Origin of the sequence: Microcoleus sp. PH2017_35_SFW_U_B (assembly GCF_020737865.1) — a bacterium.
Lineage (GTDB): Bacteria > Cyanobacteriota > Cyanobacteriia > Cyanobacteriales > Microcoleaceae > Microcoleus.
The window spans coordinates 1-17,584 of sequence record NZ_JAEQDE010000117.1 but is presented as its reverse complement, the minus strand read 5'-3'; the positions used below and the strand labels follow the sequence as shown (position 1 = coordinate 17,584).

General features: G+C 44.3%; 16 protein-coding genes. 11 read left to right on the top strand and 5 right to left on the bottom strand.

Annotated features, from left to right (window positions below; all coding sequences use genetic code 11):
* Positions 1-415: 415 nt before the first annotated feature.
* Positions 416-901, top strand: coding sequence for a hypothetical protein (locus JGK36_RS28555; RefSeq protein ID WP_293186578.1), 486 nt, complete (start codon positions 416-418; stop codon positions 899-901).
* A gap of 50 nt (positions 902-951) precedes the next feature.
* Here the strand turns inward: JGK36_RS28555 and JGK36_RS28550 are convergent, their stop codons facing one another.
* Positions 952-1,077: a hypothetical protein gene (locus tag JGK36_RS28550; RefSeq protein WP_293150229.1), complete on the bottom strand. Its 126-nt coding sequence runs from the start codon at positions 1,075-1,077 to the stop codon at positions 952-954.
* Here JGK36_RS28550 and JGK36_RS28545 point away from each other — a divergent pair.
* From JGK36_RS28545 to JGK36_RS28520, 6 genes are all read left to right on the top strand, one after another.
* On the top strand, positions 1,070-3,010 hold the full coding sequence (locus JGK36_RS28545; protein ID WP_293198761.1) for a carbamoyltransferase: 1,941 nt from the start codon (positions 1,070-1,072) through the stop codon (positions 3,008-3,010). The two genes, JGK36_RS28550 and JGK36_RS28545, sit on opposite strands and share 8 nt — an antisense overlap.
* Before the next feature lie 132 nt (positions 3,011-3,142).
* On the top strand, positions 3,143-3,550 hold the full coding sequence (locus tag JGK36_RS28540) for an SxtJ family membrane protein (protein ID WP_293186575.1): 408 nt from the start codon (positions 3,143-3,145) through the stop codon (positions 3,548-3,550).
* On the top strand, positions 3,551-3,715 hold the full coding sequence (locus JGK36_RS28535; protein WP_190734603.1) for a DUF5989 family protein: 165 nt from the start codon (positions 3,551-3,553) through the stop codon (positions 3,713-3,715).
* A gap of 4 nt (positions 3,716-3,719) precedes the next feature.
* Positions 3,720-4,946 carry an SGNH/GDSL hydrolase family protein gene (locus tag JGK36_RS28530; RefSeq protein WP_293186573.1) on the top strand — a complete coding sequence of 409 codons (1,227 nt, stop codon included), beginning with the start codon at positions 3,720-3,722 and terminating at the stop codon, positions 4,944-4,946.
* Positions 4,947-4,965: 19 nt separating this feature from the next.
* Positions 4,966-6,288, top strand: coding sequence for a hypothetical protein (locus JGK36_RS28525; RefSeq protein ID WP_293186571.1), 1,323 nt, complete (start codon positions 4,966-4,968; stop codon positions 6,286-6,288).
* A 6-nt stretch (positions 6,289-6,294) separates the two neighbouring features.
* Positions 6,295-7,626 (top strand): hypothetical protein, encoded by a 1,332-nt coding sequence (locus JGK36_RS28520; RefSeq protein WP_293198759.1) that lies wholly within the window; start codon positions 6,295-6,297, stop codon positions 7,624-7,626.
* A 276-nt stretch (positions 7,627-7,902) separates the two neighbouring features.
* Here the strand turns inward: JGK36_RS28520 and JGK36_RS28515 are convergent, their stop codons facing one another.
* Positions 7,903-9,234 carry a hemolysin family protein gene (locus JGK36_RS28515; protein ID WP_293186567.1) on the bottom strand — a complete coding sequence of 444 codons (1,332 nt, stop codon included), beginning with the start codon at positions 9,232-9,234 and terminating at the stop codon, positions 7,903-7,905.
* 298 nt (positions 9,235-9,532) lie between these two features.
* Here JGK36_RS28515 and mfd point away from each other — a divergent pair, with 298 nt between their 5' ends.
* The 4 genes from mfd to JGK36_RS28495 all read left to right on the top strand — a co-directional run bounded on the left by mfd (position 9,533) and on the right by JGK36_RS28495 (position 14,730).
* Positions 9,533-13,093, top strand: a complete 3,561-nt coding sequence (gene mfd, locus JGK36_RS28510; protein ID WP_293198757.1) for a transcription-repair coupling factor — start codon at positions 9,533-9,535, stop codon at positions 13,091-13,093.
* Positions 13,094-13,213: 120 nt separating this feature from the next.
* Positions 13,214-13,879: an S-layer homology domain-containing protein gene (locus tag JGK36_RS28505; RefSeq protein WP_293186565.1), complete on the top strand. Its 666-nt coding sequence runs from the start codon at positions 13,214-13,216 to the stop codon at positions 13,877-13,879.
* Between the two features lie 208 nt (positions 13,880-14,087).
* A complete protein-coding gene (locus JGK36_RS34015) occupies positions 14,088-14,369 on the top strand; it encodes a pentapeptide repeat-containing protein (RefSeq protein ID WP_325314724.1) in 282 nt (93 codons plus the stop codon).
* A gap of 109 nt (positions 14,370-14,478) precedes the next feature.
* On the top strand, positions 14,479-14,730 hold the full coding sequence (locus JGK36_RS28495; protein WP_293187169.1) for a pentapeptide repeat-containing protein: 252 nt from the start codon (positions 14,479-14,481) through the stop codon (positions 14,728-14,730).
* Between the two features lie 28 nt (positions 14,731-14,758).
* Here JGK36_RS28495 and JGK36_RS28490 read toward each other — a convergent pair whose 3' ends face one another.
* The 3 genes from JGK36_RS28490 to JGK36_RS28480 form a co-directional block, all read right to left on the bottom strand.
* Positions 14,759-16,006: an adenylate/guanylate cyclase domain-containing protein gene (locus JGK36_RS28490; protein ID WP_293187168.1), complete on the bottom strand. Its 1,248-nt coding sequence runs from the start codon at positions 16,004-16,006 to the stop codon at positions 14,759-14,761.
* A gap of 188 nt (positions 16,007-16,194) precedes the next feature.
* Positions 16,195-16,779: a PepSY domain-containing protein gene (locus tag JGK36_RS28485; RefSeq protein WP_293198755.1), complete on the bottom strand. Its 585-nt coding sequence runs from the start codon at positions 16,777-16,779 to the stop codon at positions 16,195-16,197.
* A 194-nt stretch (positions 16,780-16,973) separates the two neighbouring features.
* Positions 16,974-17,405: a hypothetical protein gene (locus tag JGK36_RS28480; protein ID WP_293187170.1), complete on the bottom strand. Its 432-nt coding sequence runs from the start codon at positions 17,403-17,405 to the stop codon at positions 16,974-16,976.
* Positions 17,406-17,584 lie beyond the last annotated feature (179 nt).

Below are 17,584 nucleotides of genomic sequence, written 5' to 3'. Positions count from 1 at the left end.
GTACCTTAAGATTTGGACTGAAGTCCGATTAGCGCTCTTTTGCAAAATCTCTAAAAGAGCGCTTTAATTAGGTACGTTGTTGCGCTTAAGCGCTCTTTTTCACAATCTCTAAAAGAGCACTTCAATTAGGTACGTAGTTGCGCTTAAGCGCTCTTTTCCACAATCTCCGAAAGAGCGCTCAAGCGCAACTACGTACCTTAAGATTTGGACTGAAGTTTGATTAGTTCTCTTTTCTACAATGTCCGAAAGAGCGCTAAAGCGCAACTACGTACCTTAATTTTGGAGTTAAGTCCGATTAGCACTCTTTTGCAAAATCTACGAAAGAGCGCTGAAGCGCAACTACGTACCTTACGATCGCACCTATTCATCTGTACTCTGTTAAGATCGCTCAATATCTTGACAAGCAACCCGATCCATGCAGACTCTCAAACCATCAACCCGACCTTTCAACCATCAAGATACATATCCCTGCCCTGTCTGTCGCACCGGTCAAATTTCCACCATGCCGATGATGGAAGCCCTCGGTTGCAACTTCTGCCAGCACATTTTTACCGCTAGCGAAGAAAGACAATCGCTGAAAATGGCCGATCGCCAACCGCCCGTAACATGGCACTGGGACGGCAAAAAATGGATAGGAGCGCACCTCGAAGGCACAGAATTCGGATGGTCTTATTTTGCCGCCGCGATCGGTCTAGTCTTCCTTCCCACCACCTTGCTCGGACTTTCAGCTTACTATTTTCCTCCGGTTCCCGGCAGCCGTTTGTCGTGGTTCCCCGCAGCTTGGACGGGCTTAGCCTTTTTGTCCCATTTAGGCATAGTGCTGTGGTTGGTAGCTGAATTTTATCAATTTCCGGTGGGCACTTACTTCAGAGCTTGGGCGCGCAGGATTCGCCGGCGCTAGCTGGATGCTGTCAAAGAGCCGATCGACCTCAGCCGCCCACCAGCATCAATTCAGCTAAAATTAGAGGCGATCGCAAAACTCAACTCCAAATCTGCACCACTAAAGCTATAATCGTTAGCTATTCTAAATACATCTGATACGAGCGCATAGCGATTTGTGAGGAGAGCGATGAACATACTTGGAATCTCGGCGTACTACCACGACAGCGCCGCCGCCTTAATTCGCGATGGAGAAATTATCGCCGCAGCGCAGGAAGAAAGATTTTCCCGCAAAAAGCACGACGCCAGATTTCCCAAGAATGCGATCGCCTATTGCCTAAAAGAAGCGAACATAGAATTGCGGGAACTCGATCGCATAGTCTTTTACGACAAACCATTAGTCAAATTTGAGCGCCTGCTAGAAACTTACCTAGCCTACGCACCCAAAGGTTTTCGCTCTTTCCTCACCGCCATGCCCATCTGGCTGAAAGAAAAGCTTTACCTCAAAACCATGCTCAAAAGAGAGCTCGCAGAAATGGCAAACTGCAAAAGCAATAAACTGCCATCTCTGCTATTTACTGAACACCACCAATCCCACGCAGCCTCAGCATTTTTCCCCAGCCCCTTCCAAAAAGCCGCCGTTTTGTGCCTCGACGGCGTAGGCGAATGGGCAACAACCTCAGTCTGGCTAGGAGACGGAAACCAACTTACACCTCAGTGGGAAATCGATTTTCCCCACTCCTTGGGCTTGCTTTATTCAGCTTTCACCTATTACACAGGCTTCAAAGTCAACTCTGGTGAATACAAACTCATGGGTTTAGCGCCCTACGGCGAACCCAAGTATGTAGACAAAATTCTCACCCATTTAATCGACCTCAAAGATGACGGAACTTTCCGTTTAGACATGGATTATTTCAACTACACTGTTGGCTTAACCATGACAAATCAAAAATTTGACGAACTGTTTGAAGGGCCGCCACGCAAAGCTGAAGGAAAATTAACTCAGCGGGAAATGGACATTGCAGCATCCATTCAAGTTGTTACAGAAGAAGTTGTTTTGCGGCTGTGCAGAACAGTTAAAAAAGAATTGGATGTAGATTATCTTTGTCTTGCCGGCGGTGTTGCTCTTAACTGCGTTGCTAACGGCCGACTCTTGCGGGAAGGTATTTTCAAAGATATTTGGATTCAACCTGCCGCAGGAGATGCTGGCGGTGCTTTGGGCGCAGCTTTGGCGATTTGGTATCAGTATTGCGAACAAACTCGTACTGTTGCTGATGAGCTACTCGTAGCAAATAAGATTAAGGAGGAGAGGACTGAAGTCCTTACTACAAACCAAGCTGTGGCGACTGTGGCGAAGTCTGTGGCTCATTTAACTTGTCACGACAAAATGCGCGGCTCGTATTTGGGGCCAAGGTTTACTGACACAGAAATTCAGGAATATTTGGATGCTGTCAAAGCTAGCTATCATCGATTGGACGATGCAGAATTGATGCCACAGTTGGCGGAAATTTTGGAACAGGGAAACGTCGTCGGATGGTTCCAAGGGCGGATGGAATTTGGGCCGCGGGCTCTGGGCGGGCGATCGATTATTGGCGATCCCCGCAATGCTAAAATGCAATCCGTGATGAACCTGAAAATTAAATATCGGGAATCATTTCGACCTTTTGCACCGTCAATCTTAGCCGAACGAGTTGCCGATTATTTCGAGATTGACCATTCCAGCCCTTATATGCTATTAGTAGCTCCAGTCAAAGCCAGTCTCCGCATTCCTATGACTGCGGAACAAGAACAGTTGTTTGGCATTGAAAAGCTTAACATTCCGCGATCGGAAATTCCGTCTGTTACCCACGTCGATTACTCGGCTCGCATCCAAACCGTTCACAAAGAAACCAATCCTCGGTACTATGACTTAATCAGTCATTTTGAAGAGCGATCGGGATGTTCGATTTTAGTAAATACTTCATTCAACGTCCGAGGCGAACCAATTGTTTGCACTCCTGAGGATGCTTACCGCTGTTTTATGCGAACCGAAATGGATTATCTGGTTTTAGAGAATTTCTTAATTCCTAAATCGGAACAAATTCCTTGGAAACAAGACGAAGCTTGGAAAAATGAATTTGAACTAGATTAGTTATTAGTTATTGGTTATTTGTTATTGGTTATTTGTGATTTGTTGGTGTTAATGACTGATAAATGACTAATACCTAATACCTAATGCCCAATGCCCAATGCCCCATTCCCAATGCCCCATTCCCAATTTCTAATGAGCGACGAAATAAAAAAACTCGATAAAAAAGGCCTGCGCGATTTCGGCCTGCTAATTGGCGGCTTAATTGCAGTGCTGTTCGGTTTAGCAGTACCTTTGCTGCGGCGCGATTCTATACCTTGGTGGCCCTGGGCGATCGGCGCAGTGCTAATTGTGTTAGCATTGGCTGCGCCGAAATCGCTCAATCCCATTTACCACGGGTGGATGTGGTTTGGACTTACCCTCAACAAAATCGAAACGCCGATCGTGCTGGGGATAGTTTTTTACCTGATAATTTGGCCGATGGGAGTTATCAAAGGCATATTTGGCGAAGATGCAATGCGGCGCAAACTAAATCCCAAAATGGATACTTACCGCGTCCCGAGTAAAGCAAGAACAAAAGTTAGCATGGAGCGTCCTTTCTAAGTGTTTGAATCAACATTAGACTTTCTCAAAGATTTGTGGGCGTTTATGAAGGAACGCCAAAAATATTGGTTGCTACCATTAATTGTGACTTTAGTCTTTTTAGGAGCTTTGATTGTATTGAGTCAGGGTTCTGTAATTGCTCCGTTTATTTATACCCTGTTTTGAAAGAATGAGCAAGTTGAAGAATTTGGGTGTCAATTTAGGTTTGACACTCGGCGGTTTATTAATGGGGGTGGTAATCGGTGAAATTGGATTGCGAGTTGCTAGAGTTGAGGGCTACCCAAAAATAGGAGATGTTGTAGACTCCGCGCCAACTCGTTTCCACACTTCCGATCGCGATTTGGGTTGGAAGCTCAAACCCGGTGTGTCCGGCGAGTGGAATGGGGAAGGTGTAAGTTTTGTACAGGTGAATAGTGACGGTTTGCGCGATCGCGAACACACCAAAACCAAACCTCCCAATACCTTGCGCGTCGCAGTTTTAGGCGACTCTTTCACCGAAGCAATTCAGGTACCAGTCGAACAAACTTTCTGGTCAAAATTAGAACGAAAGCTAGGTAACTGCGGCGCCGTTAAGGGACGCAAAAAAGTTGAGGTCATCAATTTCGGCGTTCAGGGTTACGGTACCGCTCAAGAATTGATGATGCTGCGGAAAAAAGTATGGGATTACAGTCCTGATATTGTAGTCCTGGCATTTTTTATTGGCAATGATGTAATTAACAATTCCCCGCAACTGGAATACGACCATTATCGACCATTTTTTGTTTACGATGCTAGCGGCAAGTTAGTACCAGATATGTCTTTTCGCAATCTGCCGCCGATCGCTCGCAACGAAAGAGCAGTTTCTTTTGTAGATAGAATGCCCAGTTTTTTGGTCAACAATTCCCGCATCTTGCAGGTGATTAAAAAGGTAGATTTAGATAGGAAAAAGCGGCAGTTATCTGGAGATTTTACCGCTTTGAGCAGCCAAAACTTCAATCCACCTCAGGATGCAGTTTGGAAAGATGCCTGGAGGGTGACAGAGGGTTTAATCGTGACAATGCGGAATGAAGTCGTGCAGAAAAAAGCTGATTTCTTGGTTGTGACAATTGGCGATCCGATGCAAGTTCTCGGGGATGTCAAAGTCCGAAAAGATTTGATGACAAAGCACAACATTCAGGATTTATATTATCCCGACAGGCGGCTGGAAAAATTGGGCGAGCGCGAGGGTTTTCGGGTACTGAATTTAGCCGAACAGTTCAAAGGCTATACAGAAAAATATCAAGTCTGCGCCCACGGTTTTGATAATTCTATACCCTGTGGGGGTCACTGGAACGAACTCGGACACCGACTGGCCAGCATCCTGATCAACAGAAATCTGTGCGAAAATTTGCAACAGTCTCAAGTACCAAAAAAATAACCGCAATCAGTCAAATTTCATGAAAGATTCAACGCCACTCCAAAAAGGCAAAAATATATTAACTTTAATCGCCGTCAATTTGGCGATCGCCTTTATTTGTCTGGAAGCTTTGTCCCTAGCTTTTTACTTTATCAACCAAAAGCAGTTTTTTTATACCAGAACCAAAGCCAAAGAAAAAGTAGTCGAAGATATTGAACGTATCGGCATTAGACTAGATGAATCTATCGTAGAAAGACTCCACCCGTTTTTTGGCTACGTTCTCAAACAAGGTGCTTTTACCAATGAAAGATTAAAGTTAAAAGTCAACAGACACGGGTTTTTTTCCCTGTACGAATATCCCTTTATTAAAACCAATAAAAAACAATTTATTATCGGAGTTTTTGGCGGTTCAGTCGCCAACAACTTTGCAGTAGATGAGTATATAAATCAAAGATTGTCTAAAAAATTGCAGAGTTATCCAGAATTTGCCGATCGCGAAATTCGCATTTTAAATTTTGGCAACGGCGGCTACAAACAGCCCCAGCAATTATTGATTTTAAATTATTTTCTGGCTTTGGGTCAAGAGTTAGATTTAGTCATCAATATTGACGGTTTTAACGAAGTAGCACTGTCAAATTTAAACAACAAAGCCCAACTAGAAATAGGAATGCCCAGCGTCCAGCACCTACAGCCGCTGACAAGTTTAGCAAGCAATGTGTCGCCGGAAGTGATGAGTTCCATCGTCGAAATTAACGAAAACAAAAAACAATTGAAAGCAGGTATTGACAAATTGCAAAATTGTCAACTTGCCTTGTGTCACGCCGTTACCTCGCTGAGAGTGAAACAATTAGTCAACAATTACCAGCAAGCCGTTGTCAAGTACGACGCGCAAGTCAAACAAACCAACTCAGACAGCGTAAATAGCGGTATAGTCTACATTCCCAAAGCTGAGTCTGTATTGCAAGAGGCTGCTGCTTTTGAGAAAATGGCCTCGATTTGGTACGAATCGTCGATCGGCATGAATCAAATTTTATCGAGTAGAAACATTAAATATTTTCACTTTATCCAGCCCAACCAGTATTATCCAACTAAACGAGTGTTTACCGCCAAGGAAAAGGAAATTGCCATCAGCAAAGACAGCCCGTACATCGCAGGAGTAAACAAAGGTTATCCGGTGCTGTTGTCCAAAGTCGATGATTTGCAGAAGGCTCAGGTTAATGTGTTTAGTGCCGTAAATATTTTGGACAATACAAAAGATACTGTTTACAAAGATGCTTGCTGTCACTATAATTCAGTGGGAGAGGAAGTATTGGCAAACTATATTTCCAGTTCCATCATTAAAGTAGTAAGAAAGTCTAAATAAATATTTATGAAAGATTTGAAGTTAATTAACAAAGGCCAAGAAATCCTCAAAATTACTTTGATTAACTTGGCGCTTTTACTTGTTTTCCTAGAACTCGGTTCCTTGGGATGGTATTTTGTCAAGCACAAGCAATTTTTCTATACTAGAGAAAAGGTGCAAGATAAGTCGGCTTTAGGAATTAATTTAGAAGGAGTGCGTCTGAATCAGTCTATTGTCGAAAGGTTTCATCCTTTCTTTGGGTTTATTCAAAGACCCAGCGATGATTTTCGACCTGGTTTTAAGGTGAATAACTACGGATTTATCTCTCCTTATGATTACCCTTTTAAAAAGCTTAAAAAAAATCAATTTGTGATCGGAATTTTTGGCGGTTCCGTGGCTTCAGATTTTTCTATATTTCAAATTCAAAACAAAATTTTACCTAAATACCTAAAACAGGTTCCCGGTTTACAGGACAAAGAATTTATAATTTTGTCTTTTGCTACAGGCGGTTACAAACAGCCGCAACAGTTATTAATTTTAAACTATTTTTTGGCCTTAGGTCAAGAATTAGATCTAGTAGTCAATATAGATGGCTTTAATGAAGTAGCACTTTCTAATTTAAACAATAAAAATCAAATTAATCTGGCGATGCCGAGCATTCAGCACATTTCGCCGCTGACTAGCTTGGCGAATAATAGCCTTTCTACCAAGGCTTTGCAAGCAACTATTAGAATCAAAGAAAATAAAACTAAGATTAATGAGGGTTTGGAAAGTTTGCAACACTGCTCTTTAGCTGCGTGCGATGCTTTGACTTCTGTGTACGTTCAAAATTTAGTCAACAATTATCGAAGAGATGTGATTGCCTTTGAAAAAGAACGCAGCAAAACTCAGCAAGATGACGAGGGTAGTGTGATGTATATTAATAAAAATAAGTCTGTTTTAGAGGATGGTGCAGCTTTTGAACAAATGGCGTGGAATTGGGCAAAAAGTTCAATTTTTATGCACAAAGTGCTGTCGGCTAGCAATGTTCCTTATTTTCATGTCCTCCAGCCGAATCAATATTATCAGACAAAAAGGGTGTTTAGCGATGCCGAGAAGCGGATTGCTTTTAATAAAGAGACTCCTTATGCTAAGGCTGTGGAAATTGGATATCCGGCTCTTTTGGGTAAGTTTCCTAATTTACAAAAAAATAAGATTAATATTTTGAATGGGGTGAAGGTGTTCGACAAGACTAAAGATGTTGTTTATGTAGATAGCTGCTGTCATTACAATAAAACTGGAGAGGTAATTTTTAGCAATTATGTGGGTAGTTCTATTGTGGAAGCTTTGCGGAAGGATGAAAGAAAAAATAAGAAGTGATATTATGTCCAGTTGATTTATTATTGATTGTACAATTTGCGAGCTCGTAGGGGCGGGTTCACCAACAAGATATAACGATAACCAACAATATATAAAAACCCGCCCCACTCTCACGAATAATTCACATCAACCTGATATTTATATTTAATTTCTAAATGTAGGTGATGATTCATCGTTGGGTGGGGGCGGGTTTTTGAGATTGTTTGTTTCCGGCGATGATGGTTGGTGAACCCGCCCCTACGGGTATTATGTCCATGGATTAAAATTACATGGATTTTAGGTTTTTGGTTGGGTTTTAGGTCGATCGCCCGTGGATTCGATCGGCATTACCAAGATCTTATCAACTCGGTTTCCGTCCATATCGACGACTTCGACGCGCAAGCCGTTCCATTCAAAATGCTCTGCCGCCGCCGGAATTTTACCCAAATTTGTAATCACAAAACCGCCCATTGTGTGGTAACTTCCCCTATTTTCTAAAGAGACTTCTTCAATTCCAAACAGTTCAAAGAAATTCTCAACCGGCAGCATTCCGTCTAACAGCCAAGAACCATCTTCGCGCTGCACGGCTTGCGGTTCGTCGGCATCTTCAATCGAGGGAAAGTCGCCAACTAATTCGACTAAAATGTCGTTGACTGTCACTAATCCTTGAATGACACCGTATTCATCTACTACCAAGGCAAGTTGATTGCTAGATTGCTTGAAAAGCTCTAAGACTTTTAAACCGCGCGTACTTTCGGGTACAAATAAAGGTCTCCGCAAAGAAGCACTTAAATCGAGGGGTTGACCGGTCAAAGTTCTCGACAGCATATCTGTAACGTGTACTAAACCGACAACGTTGTCGAGTCCGCCCTGACAAACGGGAAACCGGGAATGACCGCTGCCAAGCATTTTTTGGCGGTTTTCTTCAACTGAATCGTCCAAATCTAGCCAGGTCAGATCGGGGCGGGGAGTCATTAAAGCGCTGACTCGCCGATCGCCTAAACGGAACACTCTTTCTACCATGTCCTGTTCGGCTTCTTCAAAGGTTCCCGCCTCGGTTCCTTGCTCTATTAAAACTTTAATTTCTTCTTCTGTAACTTGCGGTTCTGTCGAGGGCGATATCCTCATCAGCCGCATCACCAAGTCAGTGGAATAACTTAACAGATAAACCGCAGGAGCACCAATTTTGGAGAGCATTCGCATGGGAATTGCTACGCTTGAGGCGATCGGCTCAGGGTTGTTGAGGGCCAACCGCTTCGGCACGAGTTCGCCGATAATTAAGGTCAGATAAGTGATCGTTAAAACTGCGATGACTGAGGCGATCGGCTGAGCATAGGGCGCTAAAGCCGGTATCAAGCGCAACAGAGGCTCTACTCTTCTAGAAATTGTGGTTTCTCCGAAAGCGCCTGACAGGATAGCCAGCAGCGTAATTCCGATTTGAACAGTCGGCAAGAACTGATTGGGGGCATTAGCCAGATCCAAAGCTACACGGGCATTCGTCGAACCCTGGTTAGCCATCTGTTGCAGTCTCACCTTCCGTACTGAGATGATGGCCATCTCTGACATCACAAACACGCCATTGAGCAAAACTAGCAGGAGAACAATCAGAAGGTCGGTACTTGGGGACATTTCTCAATTTATCGGTAGTAAAGGCGAAGCGCACTGCCCGCTTAAAGCATAAGCCCGGAAGCTGCCAATCTCGATCGCAAAAATCGAAATTGTTGTCAACCTGTCCCTAGATTAACGGAACGGGCTCATTTCGATCGCAAGTTCCAGATATTCAGACAAGGCTTCTAGTAGAAATCTACCCGCAGTAGAGTTGAACTGCCAACAGCCGATCGAGACAATGATAGATGTTTGTCGTACAATCGAACTTACTAGGCAGCGGGGAAGATCCTTCGCCCATCGGGATAAAAACTAACAGCCCATGACTTTCTCTTCGATAATTCGGACATTGGGGCGATCGCCCCTAGCCACAGAACTTCTCAACAAGCTCAAACGGCATCACTGTTTGCAACTGAACGGTATCGCCCGCTTACCAAAAGGTTTAGTAGCTTCCGCCCTCGCACAACAAGAGGGGCGAAACCTATTAGCCGTGACAGCAACTCTGGAAGAAGCCGGCCGCTGGGTAGCTCAATTAGAGGCGATGGGTTGGCAAACCGTACATTTTTACCCAACTTCGGAAGCTTCGCCCTACGAGCTATCTTACTCCGACGAGAACGAAATGACCTGGGGGCAAATGCAGGTTCTGGCGGATTTGGTGGATCGGGAACAAAAAACGGCCAATTCCTCAAAGCCGATCGCAATTGTAGCTACAGAAAGAGCTCTCCAGCCTCACTTGCCGCCTAGAAGTGCCTTTGAACCCTACTGTCTGACGCTGAAACGAGGCGAAGTTCAAGACTCAAAGATACTTGACCGCCAACTTGCCTCCATGGGGTACGATCGGGTGACTTTGGTGGAAACGGAGGGCCAGTGGAGTCGCCGGGGGGATATTGTCGATGTGTTTCCGGTGGCGGCGGAGTTGCCGGTACGGCTGGAATGGTTCGGGGATACTTTGGATCAACTGCGCGAGTTCGATCCGTCGAACCAGCGATCGCTCGATAAGGTCGATCGATTAGTTTTAACTCCTACTAGCTTTAACGCAATTATTAAGGCAGTTTTAGCTGAAAATAATCTTGACAAAACAAACCAAATAGACTCTGTTGATATAGAAAATGAAGCAGAAAAATATGTCCGCAGGCTGTTAGGTTTAGCCTTCGAGAAACCAGCTTGTTTGTTGGATTATTTGCCAGAAAATACTTTAGTTGTAGTTGACGAACCGCAAGGATGTGAAGGCCACAGCGACCGCTGGTTTGAAAATGCCCAGGAACAATGGGAAAGTTGCAATCGGGAATCAGAAGTTGTTGATGGTGAAACGCCAAGATTGCCAATTGCTAATCTGAAGGTTCCGAAAATTCACCGCACTTTTGCGGAATCGATCACAGATGTCGCAGCTTTTGACAGGCTAGAACTTTCAGAATTAGCAGAAGATTCTACTATTCAAAAAATTAAAAGTTCCTCCGGGAACGAGCAGCTATCGCCTGCGATTAATTTGGCCAGCAGGCCTGTGCCGGTGATGCCTCACCAATTCGCGAAGCTGTCTCAAATGCTCCGGGAAGAGCGCGATCGCGGTTTTACGGTGTTTATGGTTTCGGCTCAACCGAGTCGATCGGTCTCTCTGCTGTCGGAACACGACTGTCCGGCTCAGTTTGTGGTGAATCCACGCGATTTTTTGGCGATCGACAAGTTGCAGTTGCAGCACATTCCGGTAGCTTTGAAGTACAGCGGGCTGGCAGAGTTGGAAGGGTTTATTCTGCCGACTTTTCGGATTGTCTTAATTACCGATCGAGAATTCTACGGTCAGCATTCTCTCGCTACATTTAGCTACGTTCGCAAGCGCCGCCGCGCCGCTTCTAAAAAGGTTGACCCGAACAAGCTCAGTCCGGGGGATTATGTGGTGCACCGCCAGCACGGAGTGGGCAAGTTTCTCAAGTTGGAACGCTTGACGATCGATCGGGAAACTCGCGAATATTTGGTATTGCAATACGCTGACGGTACTCTGAGAGTCGCGGCGGATCAATTGGGCGCGCTGTCGCGGTTTCGGACTGTCGGCGATAAAGTGCCGGATCTCAACAAGTTGACTGGTCAAACTTGGGAAAAAACTAAAGCAAAAGTTCGCAAAGCTGTTAAGAAAGTAGCAGTAGATTTGCTGAATCTTTACGCAAAAAGAGCTAAGCAACAGGGTTATGCTTTTCCTCCTGATATGCCTTGGCAGCAAGAGTTAGAGGATTCTTTCCCGTACCAACCAACGCCGGATCAGTTGAAGGCTACTCTGGATGTGAAACGTGACATGGAGGGCGATCGACCGATGGATCGCTTGGTCTGCGGCGATGTCGGTTTTGGCAAGACGGAAGTTGCTCTAAGAGCTATTTTTAAGGCAATTACAGCGGGCAAGCAGGTGGCTTTGCTCGCGCCGACGACAATTTTGACCCAACAGCACTATCACACGCTCTCAGAGCGTTTTTCGCCTTATCCGATCGAAGTTGGTTTGCTCAATCGCTTCCGCACAGAAACTGAACGCCGGGAAATTCACAAACGCCTAGCAACTGGGGAGTTAGACGTGATTGTCGGTACTCAGTCTGTTTTGAGTAAAGCGATTAAATTTCGGGATTTGGGTTTGTTGGTGGTGGATGAAGAACAACGGTTTGGCGTGAAGCAAAAGGAAGCGATTAAATCTCTGAAAACTGAGGTAGATGTCCTGACTCTGACGGCGACTCCGATTCCCCGCACGTTGTATATGTCTCTATCGGGGATTCGGGAGATGAGTTTGATTGCGACTCCGCCGCCCAGCCGCCGCCCGATTCAGACTCATTTGGCCCCCTACGATTTGGAGGTGGTGCGGACTGCAATTCGTCAAGAGTTGGACAGGGGCGGTCAGGTTTTTTATGTTGTACCTCGGATTGAGGGGATTGATGAGTTGGCCGATACTTTGCAGCTAATGGTTCCGGGGGCGAGAATTGCGATCGCCCACGGTCAAATGGATGCTGCGGAACTAGAATCGATCATGCTGACTTTCAGTGCGGCAGAGTTTGATATTTTGGTGTGCACTACGATTATTGAGTCGGGTTTGGATATTCCGCGCGTCAATACAATCTTGATTGAGGACGCGCAGAAGTTTGGTTTGGGTCAGTTGTACCAGTTGCGGGGACGGGTGGGACGCGCGGGGATTCAAGCTCACGCTTGGCTGTTTTATCCCAAGCAGAACCAACTGTCGGATGCTGCAAGGCAGCGGCTGCGGGCAATTCAAGAGTTCGCGCAGTTGGGATCGGGCTATCAGTTGGCTGTCCGGGATATGGAAATTCGGGGCTCTGGTGATGTGTTGGGTACGGAACAGTCTGGTCAAATGGAGGCGATCGGTTTTGATTTATATGCTGAAATGTTAGAGGAGGCGATTCGCGAAATTAAGGGTCAGGAAATTCCCAAGGTTGAGGATGCACAAATCGACCTCAGTTTGACGGCGTTTATTCCTGCCGATTATATTGGAGATCTGGATCAAAAGATGAGCGCTTATCGGTCTGTGGCTTCTGCGAATACTCTCGAAGAGTTGCAACAGATTCGGGCCGATTGGTGCGATCGTTACGGGCAGATTCCTCTACCAGCGCAGCAACTAATTCGTGTTGTCGAACTCAAACAAATCGCCAAGCAAATCGGTTTTTCTCGGATTAAACCGGAAAATAAGCAGCACATTGTCTTGGAAACGCCGATGGAGGAACCTGCTTGGAATTTGCTCAAGGCTAATTTGCCCGAACATCTACATTCTCGTTTTGTCTACAGCAAGGGGAAGGTTACTATTCGCGGAATGGCTGTTTTGAGCGCCGAAAAGCAGTTGGATAATTTGATTGATTGGTTGGGTAAAATGCAGGGCGCTTTGCCGGAAGCAAAGATTTGATTTTAATATGAAATCCCGCTATTTAGCCGGCGGTCGAAATCTCAGAATCATACCGATGGAACCGGAGAAAATATTGCTGCTGCTTTAATAATTGTTTGAGCAGCACAAAGGATTAAAATCGTGAAAAAGTTAGTCTGTGTTTTTTTTGCGATCGCGCTAGCGCAAGGAGTGCCAACGGTGGTTCAATCTCAACAAATAATTGACCCGATCGACCGGGTTGTCAATGCAGGATTGATGAATAAAGATTCTAGCGGCAATTTTAATGCTGAAAGCATTATCAGTCGCGCCGATTTGGCGGTAATTTTACTGAAAACTTTTGGTTTGGAACGGCGGAAAACAGCTCAGAAACCGGATATGGAATTGCCCGACGTACCTAAAAGCTACTGGGCTTACAGTGCGATTCAAACTGCTTTGAAAACGGGAACTATGAGTGGATATCGCGACGGAATGTTTTTCCCAAATCAAAGGGTGACTCGCGCTGAGGCTTTGGCGATTTTTGCTCAAGCTTATGGGGTTTTTCAGTTTCCAGACGCCACCGTTGCCGAGATTTTAGCTAGGTATCCAGATGCAGGGGAAATTCCTAGTTGGGCTAGAAAGTCTATGGCTACTGCACTGTATGAAGGGTTTGTGAATCTTGAAGTCGGAACTAATGCAATTAATCCTTTGAAGCCGATGACTCGCGGTAATATCGCTTACGCTTTGAGCAAGTATTTGGAGCGGCAGGTAAGACCAACTTCTTTGCCTGTCCCGAACGAGGAGCCACCAAATCGGGGGATGGGAAGGTAAATATAGTAAGTTTCATTTGCCTGAGAATCGGTAATTAGTAATTGAGAAGGCCATAGCTCATTCAATTAAAAATTGCTAAGCTGTTCGACATTCAAAATGCACTATTTGTGTGCCAGATCCCATACTGTAAGGGGTTGAGGCAATAAATTTAAATGACTAACAGCTTATAGCAATCCTAACTGAGATGTGAACACAAATATGATAAAATATAAAAAAACTAAGTGCGATCGGGCAACCAAAAACTCCCCAACCACCCAAAAAAGACGACCCCAAAAACCTCGGCTACGTCTCACCCGAATTTGCCGAAAAAGTATCCCAACAGGAAATTGACCAAATCAACGCCAACGTCGAAACCCTGCTCCTAACTAAAAGCTGCATCCGCTGCGACCTCCGAGGTGTAAAATTAGTTAACCTCACCTTAAAAAATCCGATCGTTACAGGAGCAGACTTATCAGATGCTAACCTCAGCGGAGGTACTTTCGAGATATAGCGGTTCTCAGAAAGATGAGGTATGTTGTTGGGCTTCAGCCCTCTTGGTTTAAGCGGTTATATAAGCTGTCAGTCATACCTCATCTTTTTGAGAAAGGCTATAGCAGATTTTGTCAACACTAACCCTAGCACGCACTGATTTAAGTGGCTCAGTTTTAATAGGAGCGAGAATCAGCAATAGTAATTTTAGGAAAGCTAACTTGACCAATACTAATTTAGACGGTGCAGACTTGCGCTTTTCCGACTTGAGAGATGCCAATCTTTCTAATGCGAACCTCCGCAATGCGAACATGGATGGTGCTAGTCTCGATCGAGCAAGTATGGCAGGAACCACCATGTCCGATGGTCGAAAAAATCAATAATATTAAATTCGTCATTCCTGACGGCTAGCTATATTAACCACCATGCAATTAAAGCTGCTGTCTTACCTTTCGCCACTATCGGTTCGCAAGGTTCCACCGTTAGACGTTGTGACATCCCTTGATAAACAGCATCAGAAATAGTAATTGCACCACCAGGCGTGGCACTTTCTAAGCGTTTTGCTGTATTGACAACATCACCAATCACCGTATAAGTCCGAACATCTGCACCGCCAAATAGCCCTTCAATAACGCTCCCGCAATGCACTCCGCATCCCGCACCAATTCCATATAATTCAAGCATTTCTAAAGCAGCTTTACTCATAGATTTAGCCGCAGCAATTCCCTGCTGTGGCGTAGCATAAATCGCCATAATTTCATCGGCTGTAAAAGTTATTCTTAAAGGCTGAAACTTGGCGGCGGCTGGTTCAACACAACGGTAATATTCATTGATAACCGCTGCAACTGTCTCAGGGGAAGTTTTTTCGCACCAACTTGTAAAACCGCGAATATCCATAAATAAAATCGTGCGATCGCACTTTTGAAAAGCCAAACCTGCTGGATTATTAAGCGCTGTGTCTACTACATGACTTCCCATCCCCCATTCTGCCATGTTTCCCAGTAGTTGATCTGTTTTTTGTAGCTGCTTTCTTTGTTTGAAAATCTGTACCGACTGCAACCCCAAAAGCAAACCGATAAATACCATACTCCAAGTAAGAAACCAGTGCGTTGCCGTCCGTGAAAATGTCACTATCAATTCTAAATTAGCAATTAAATATTGAGACTTAATCCCAATCACAACATAAAAAGCTACCACCATCAGAGCCCGTACCACACTTTCCAGTGGAATCAGCCAATCATCAATACCCTTAGCCCAATGGAATCGCAATCCTTGCAAAGTAGCAATCATCAGAGAAAATAACCAAAAGACAACGTGACTAGGATTTTGGAAAAAATCTAGCCCGTCTATCGGCAGATCAATCAGCGTATAGATACCAACGCAGATCAGGTTTCCCCAAAAACGGTGGCATTTCGAGTTCGACAGATACCAAGCCTGAACAAGCATTGCTACTATTAGTAAATATTCAGTTGGGTCTGTGATAAATTTGAAGAAACCAGCTAATATTAAGTCTGATAAACTCTTCAGAATTAAAAAGTGACCGCTGTTACTTAATACTTCACTAAAAAATGTACTGGTGCGACTTCCTTGTAGCAGACTTTTCCATACAATTTTTGACTTAAGACTTGATTTTGCCGTTTCAATACTTCTATTTTTCATCTTAATTAAAGGTCAGCGACCAGAGAATTATTGTATACCAGTTCCCCAAAAAAGATGCAACTGTAGAGAGAATTAAAACCACGATATTCATCAGTTATCCCCGAAAAACAAATCTATTAGACATCTCCCATAATTATTGTGGAACAGGCATCCTGCCTGTTCTTCAGAGGCTTTTTGGGAGATGTATATTAGCTATCTTCCTCTGTTGTTTGCTGGCGGCGTTTCCGAAAAATACCAGTCATATTGATTCCTGTTACCAGCAGCAAAATCACACCCAAACCTACCAAAAACACATAGATTGGCATCAAAAAATTTCCCAAATATTCTCCTTGGTGGATATTCAGAAAAACTTTTCCTACCTCTTTTGGCATCTTAAACCAACTTCTGCCAACTCGATAGATTACACCTGTGACTGTACTCACTGCTAAAGGCAAGACAATAATCGGTGTAGCAATACGGTGAACCTTACGAAAATCAAGTTTAGCACCCGGTCTTTCAGGGCGTGTGCCACCAAAAAATTTGGTCATCGTCAAACCAGTAACTATCAGCCCAATCACTCCCAAAGCCAGGAAAAGCACATAAAATGGTCTGAGTTCCTTTCCGAGATAGCTTCCTTGGTGAATATTCATAAAAATCTCAGCAGCATCACCTTCTATGCCTAACCAATCTTCTCCCAGCCGATAGGCAACTCCCGTTATGGCTGTTAAGAGTAAAGGGATGAAAATAATCGGTGCAACTTGGCGGTGAAGTTTGCGAAAGTTAGCGCTAGCCATCTATTTATTCTCCTATTTTTCAGATGTTTTGTTGTTTACAAATCAGATATTCTTGGACGCACGAGTAGGCAGAAACCGGGTTTTTTTGCGAAAATATTTCGTTGTCACCCGCAGATTCGGTAAAAAACCCGGTTTCTTTGGTCAAAGTGGGTAATTCATGTTGCAAAAAAACGGTTTTAGCGCCAGTATTACAATTAGGAATAAGTGAAATTAGTCGCGTTAATATTTCCAGCATTAACTCCTTTCAAGACTGCCAAATATTGACCAGTGCCTGCTATCCTCAACAGAGTATCGCTAGCATAAATTTCTGTTCCTTGAGTGATATTAATGTTAGAAAATCCTAAGCCATCTTTCAGCTTCAGTATGTCTGCGCCTTTTTGAAAGTCCGTGATGATATCAGCGATATCGAGAGTATTTGTAGCCGATCGCCCTTCCAGCTCAAATAAATCCGAACCCATACCGCCGGTCAGAATATCTTTACCCTTCCCTCCTTCGAGAATATCATTGCCTGCACCGCCATCAAGGGTATCTTCACCTTTGCTGCCTTCCAACTTATCGTTGCCACTGTTGCCACTCAAAATATCATTTCCTTTGCCTCCTTTTAAAGAAACATTATTACCAGGAATTCCTGTCAGGATGTCGTTACCATCTGTACCTTTAATTTCATTCTGATAGAAATTGCCGCCGCTTTCGTATCCCTGAGAGCTCAGGGCGAACGCATCTAAACTTTATATTAACAGAATATGGTATATTGGACAAGAATTATTGAGTAACTACAAAACATTTAATTAGGGTTCACCTGTAT

Excerpts from the sequence above, each read along its gene's own strand:
- JGK36_RS28555 (WP_293186578.1), top strand. The coding sequence starts at position 416 with ATGCAGACTCTCAAACCATCAACCCGACCTTTCAACCATCAAGATACA.
- JGK36_RS28545 (WP_293198761.1), top strand. The coding sequence starts at position 1,070 with ATGAACATACTTGGAATCTCGGCGTACTACCACGACAGCGCCGCCGCC.
- JGK36_RS28550 (WP_293150229.1), bottom strand. The coding sequence starts at position 1,077 with ATGTTCATCGCTCTCCTCACAAATCGCTATGCGCTCGTATCAGATGTA.
- JGK36_RS28540 (WP_293186575.1), top strand. The coding sequence starts at position 3,143 with ATGAGCGACGAAATAAAAAAACTCGATAAAAAAGGCCTGCGCGATTTC.
- JGK36_RS28530 (WP_293186573.1), top strand. The coding sequence starts at position 3,720 with ATGAGCAAGTTGAAGAATTTGGGTGTCAATTTAGGTTTGACACTCGGC.
- JGK36_RS28525 (WP_293186571.1), top strand. The coding sequence starts at position 4,966 with ATGAAAGATTCAACGCCACTCCAAAAAGGCAAAAATATATTAACTTTA.
- JGK36_RS28520 (WP_293198759.1), top strand. The coding sequence starts at position 6,295 with ATGAAAGATTTGAAGTTAATTAACAAAGGCCAAGAAATCCTCAAAATT.
- JGK36_RS28515 (WP_293186567.1), bottom strand. The coding sequence starts at position 9,234 with ATGTCCCCAAGTACCGACCTTCTGATTGTTCTCCTGCTAGTTTTGCTC.
- mfd (WP_293198757.1), top strand. The coding sequence starts at position 9,533 with ATGACTTTCTCTTCGATAATTCGGACATTGGGGCGATCGCCCCTAGCC.
- JGK36_RS28490 (WP_293187168.1), bottom strand. The coding sequence starts at position 16,006 with ATGAAAAATAGAAGTATTGAAACGGCAAAATCAAGTCTTAAGTCAAAA.
- JGK36_RS28485 (WP_293198755.1), bottom strand. The coding sequence starts at position 16,779 with ATGGCTAGCGCTAACTTTCGCAAACTTCACCGCCAAGTTGCACCGATT.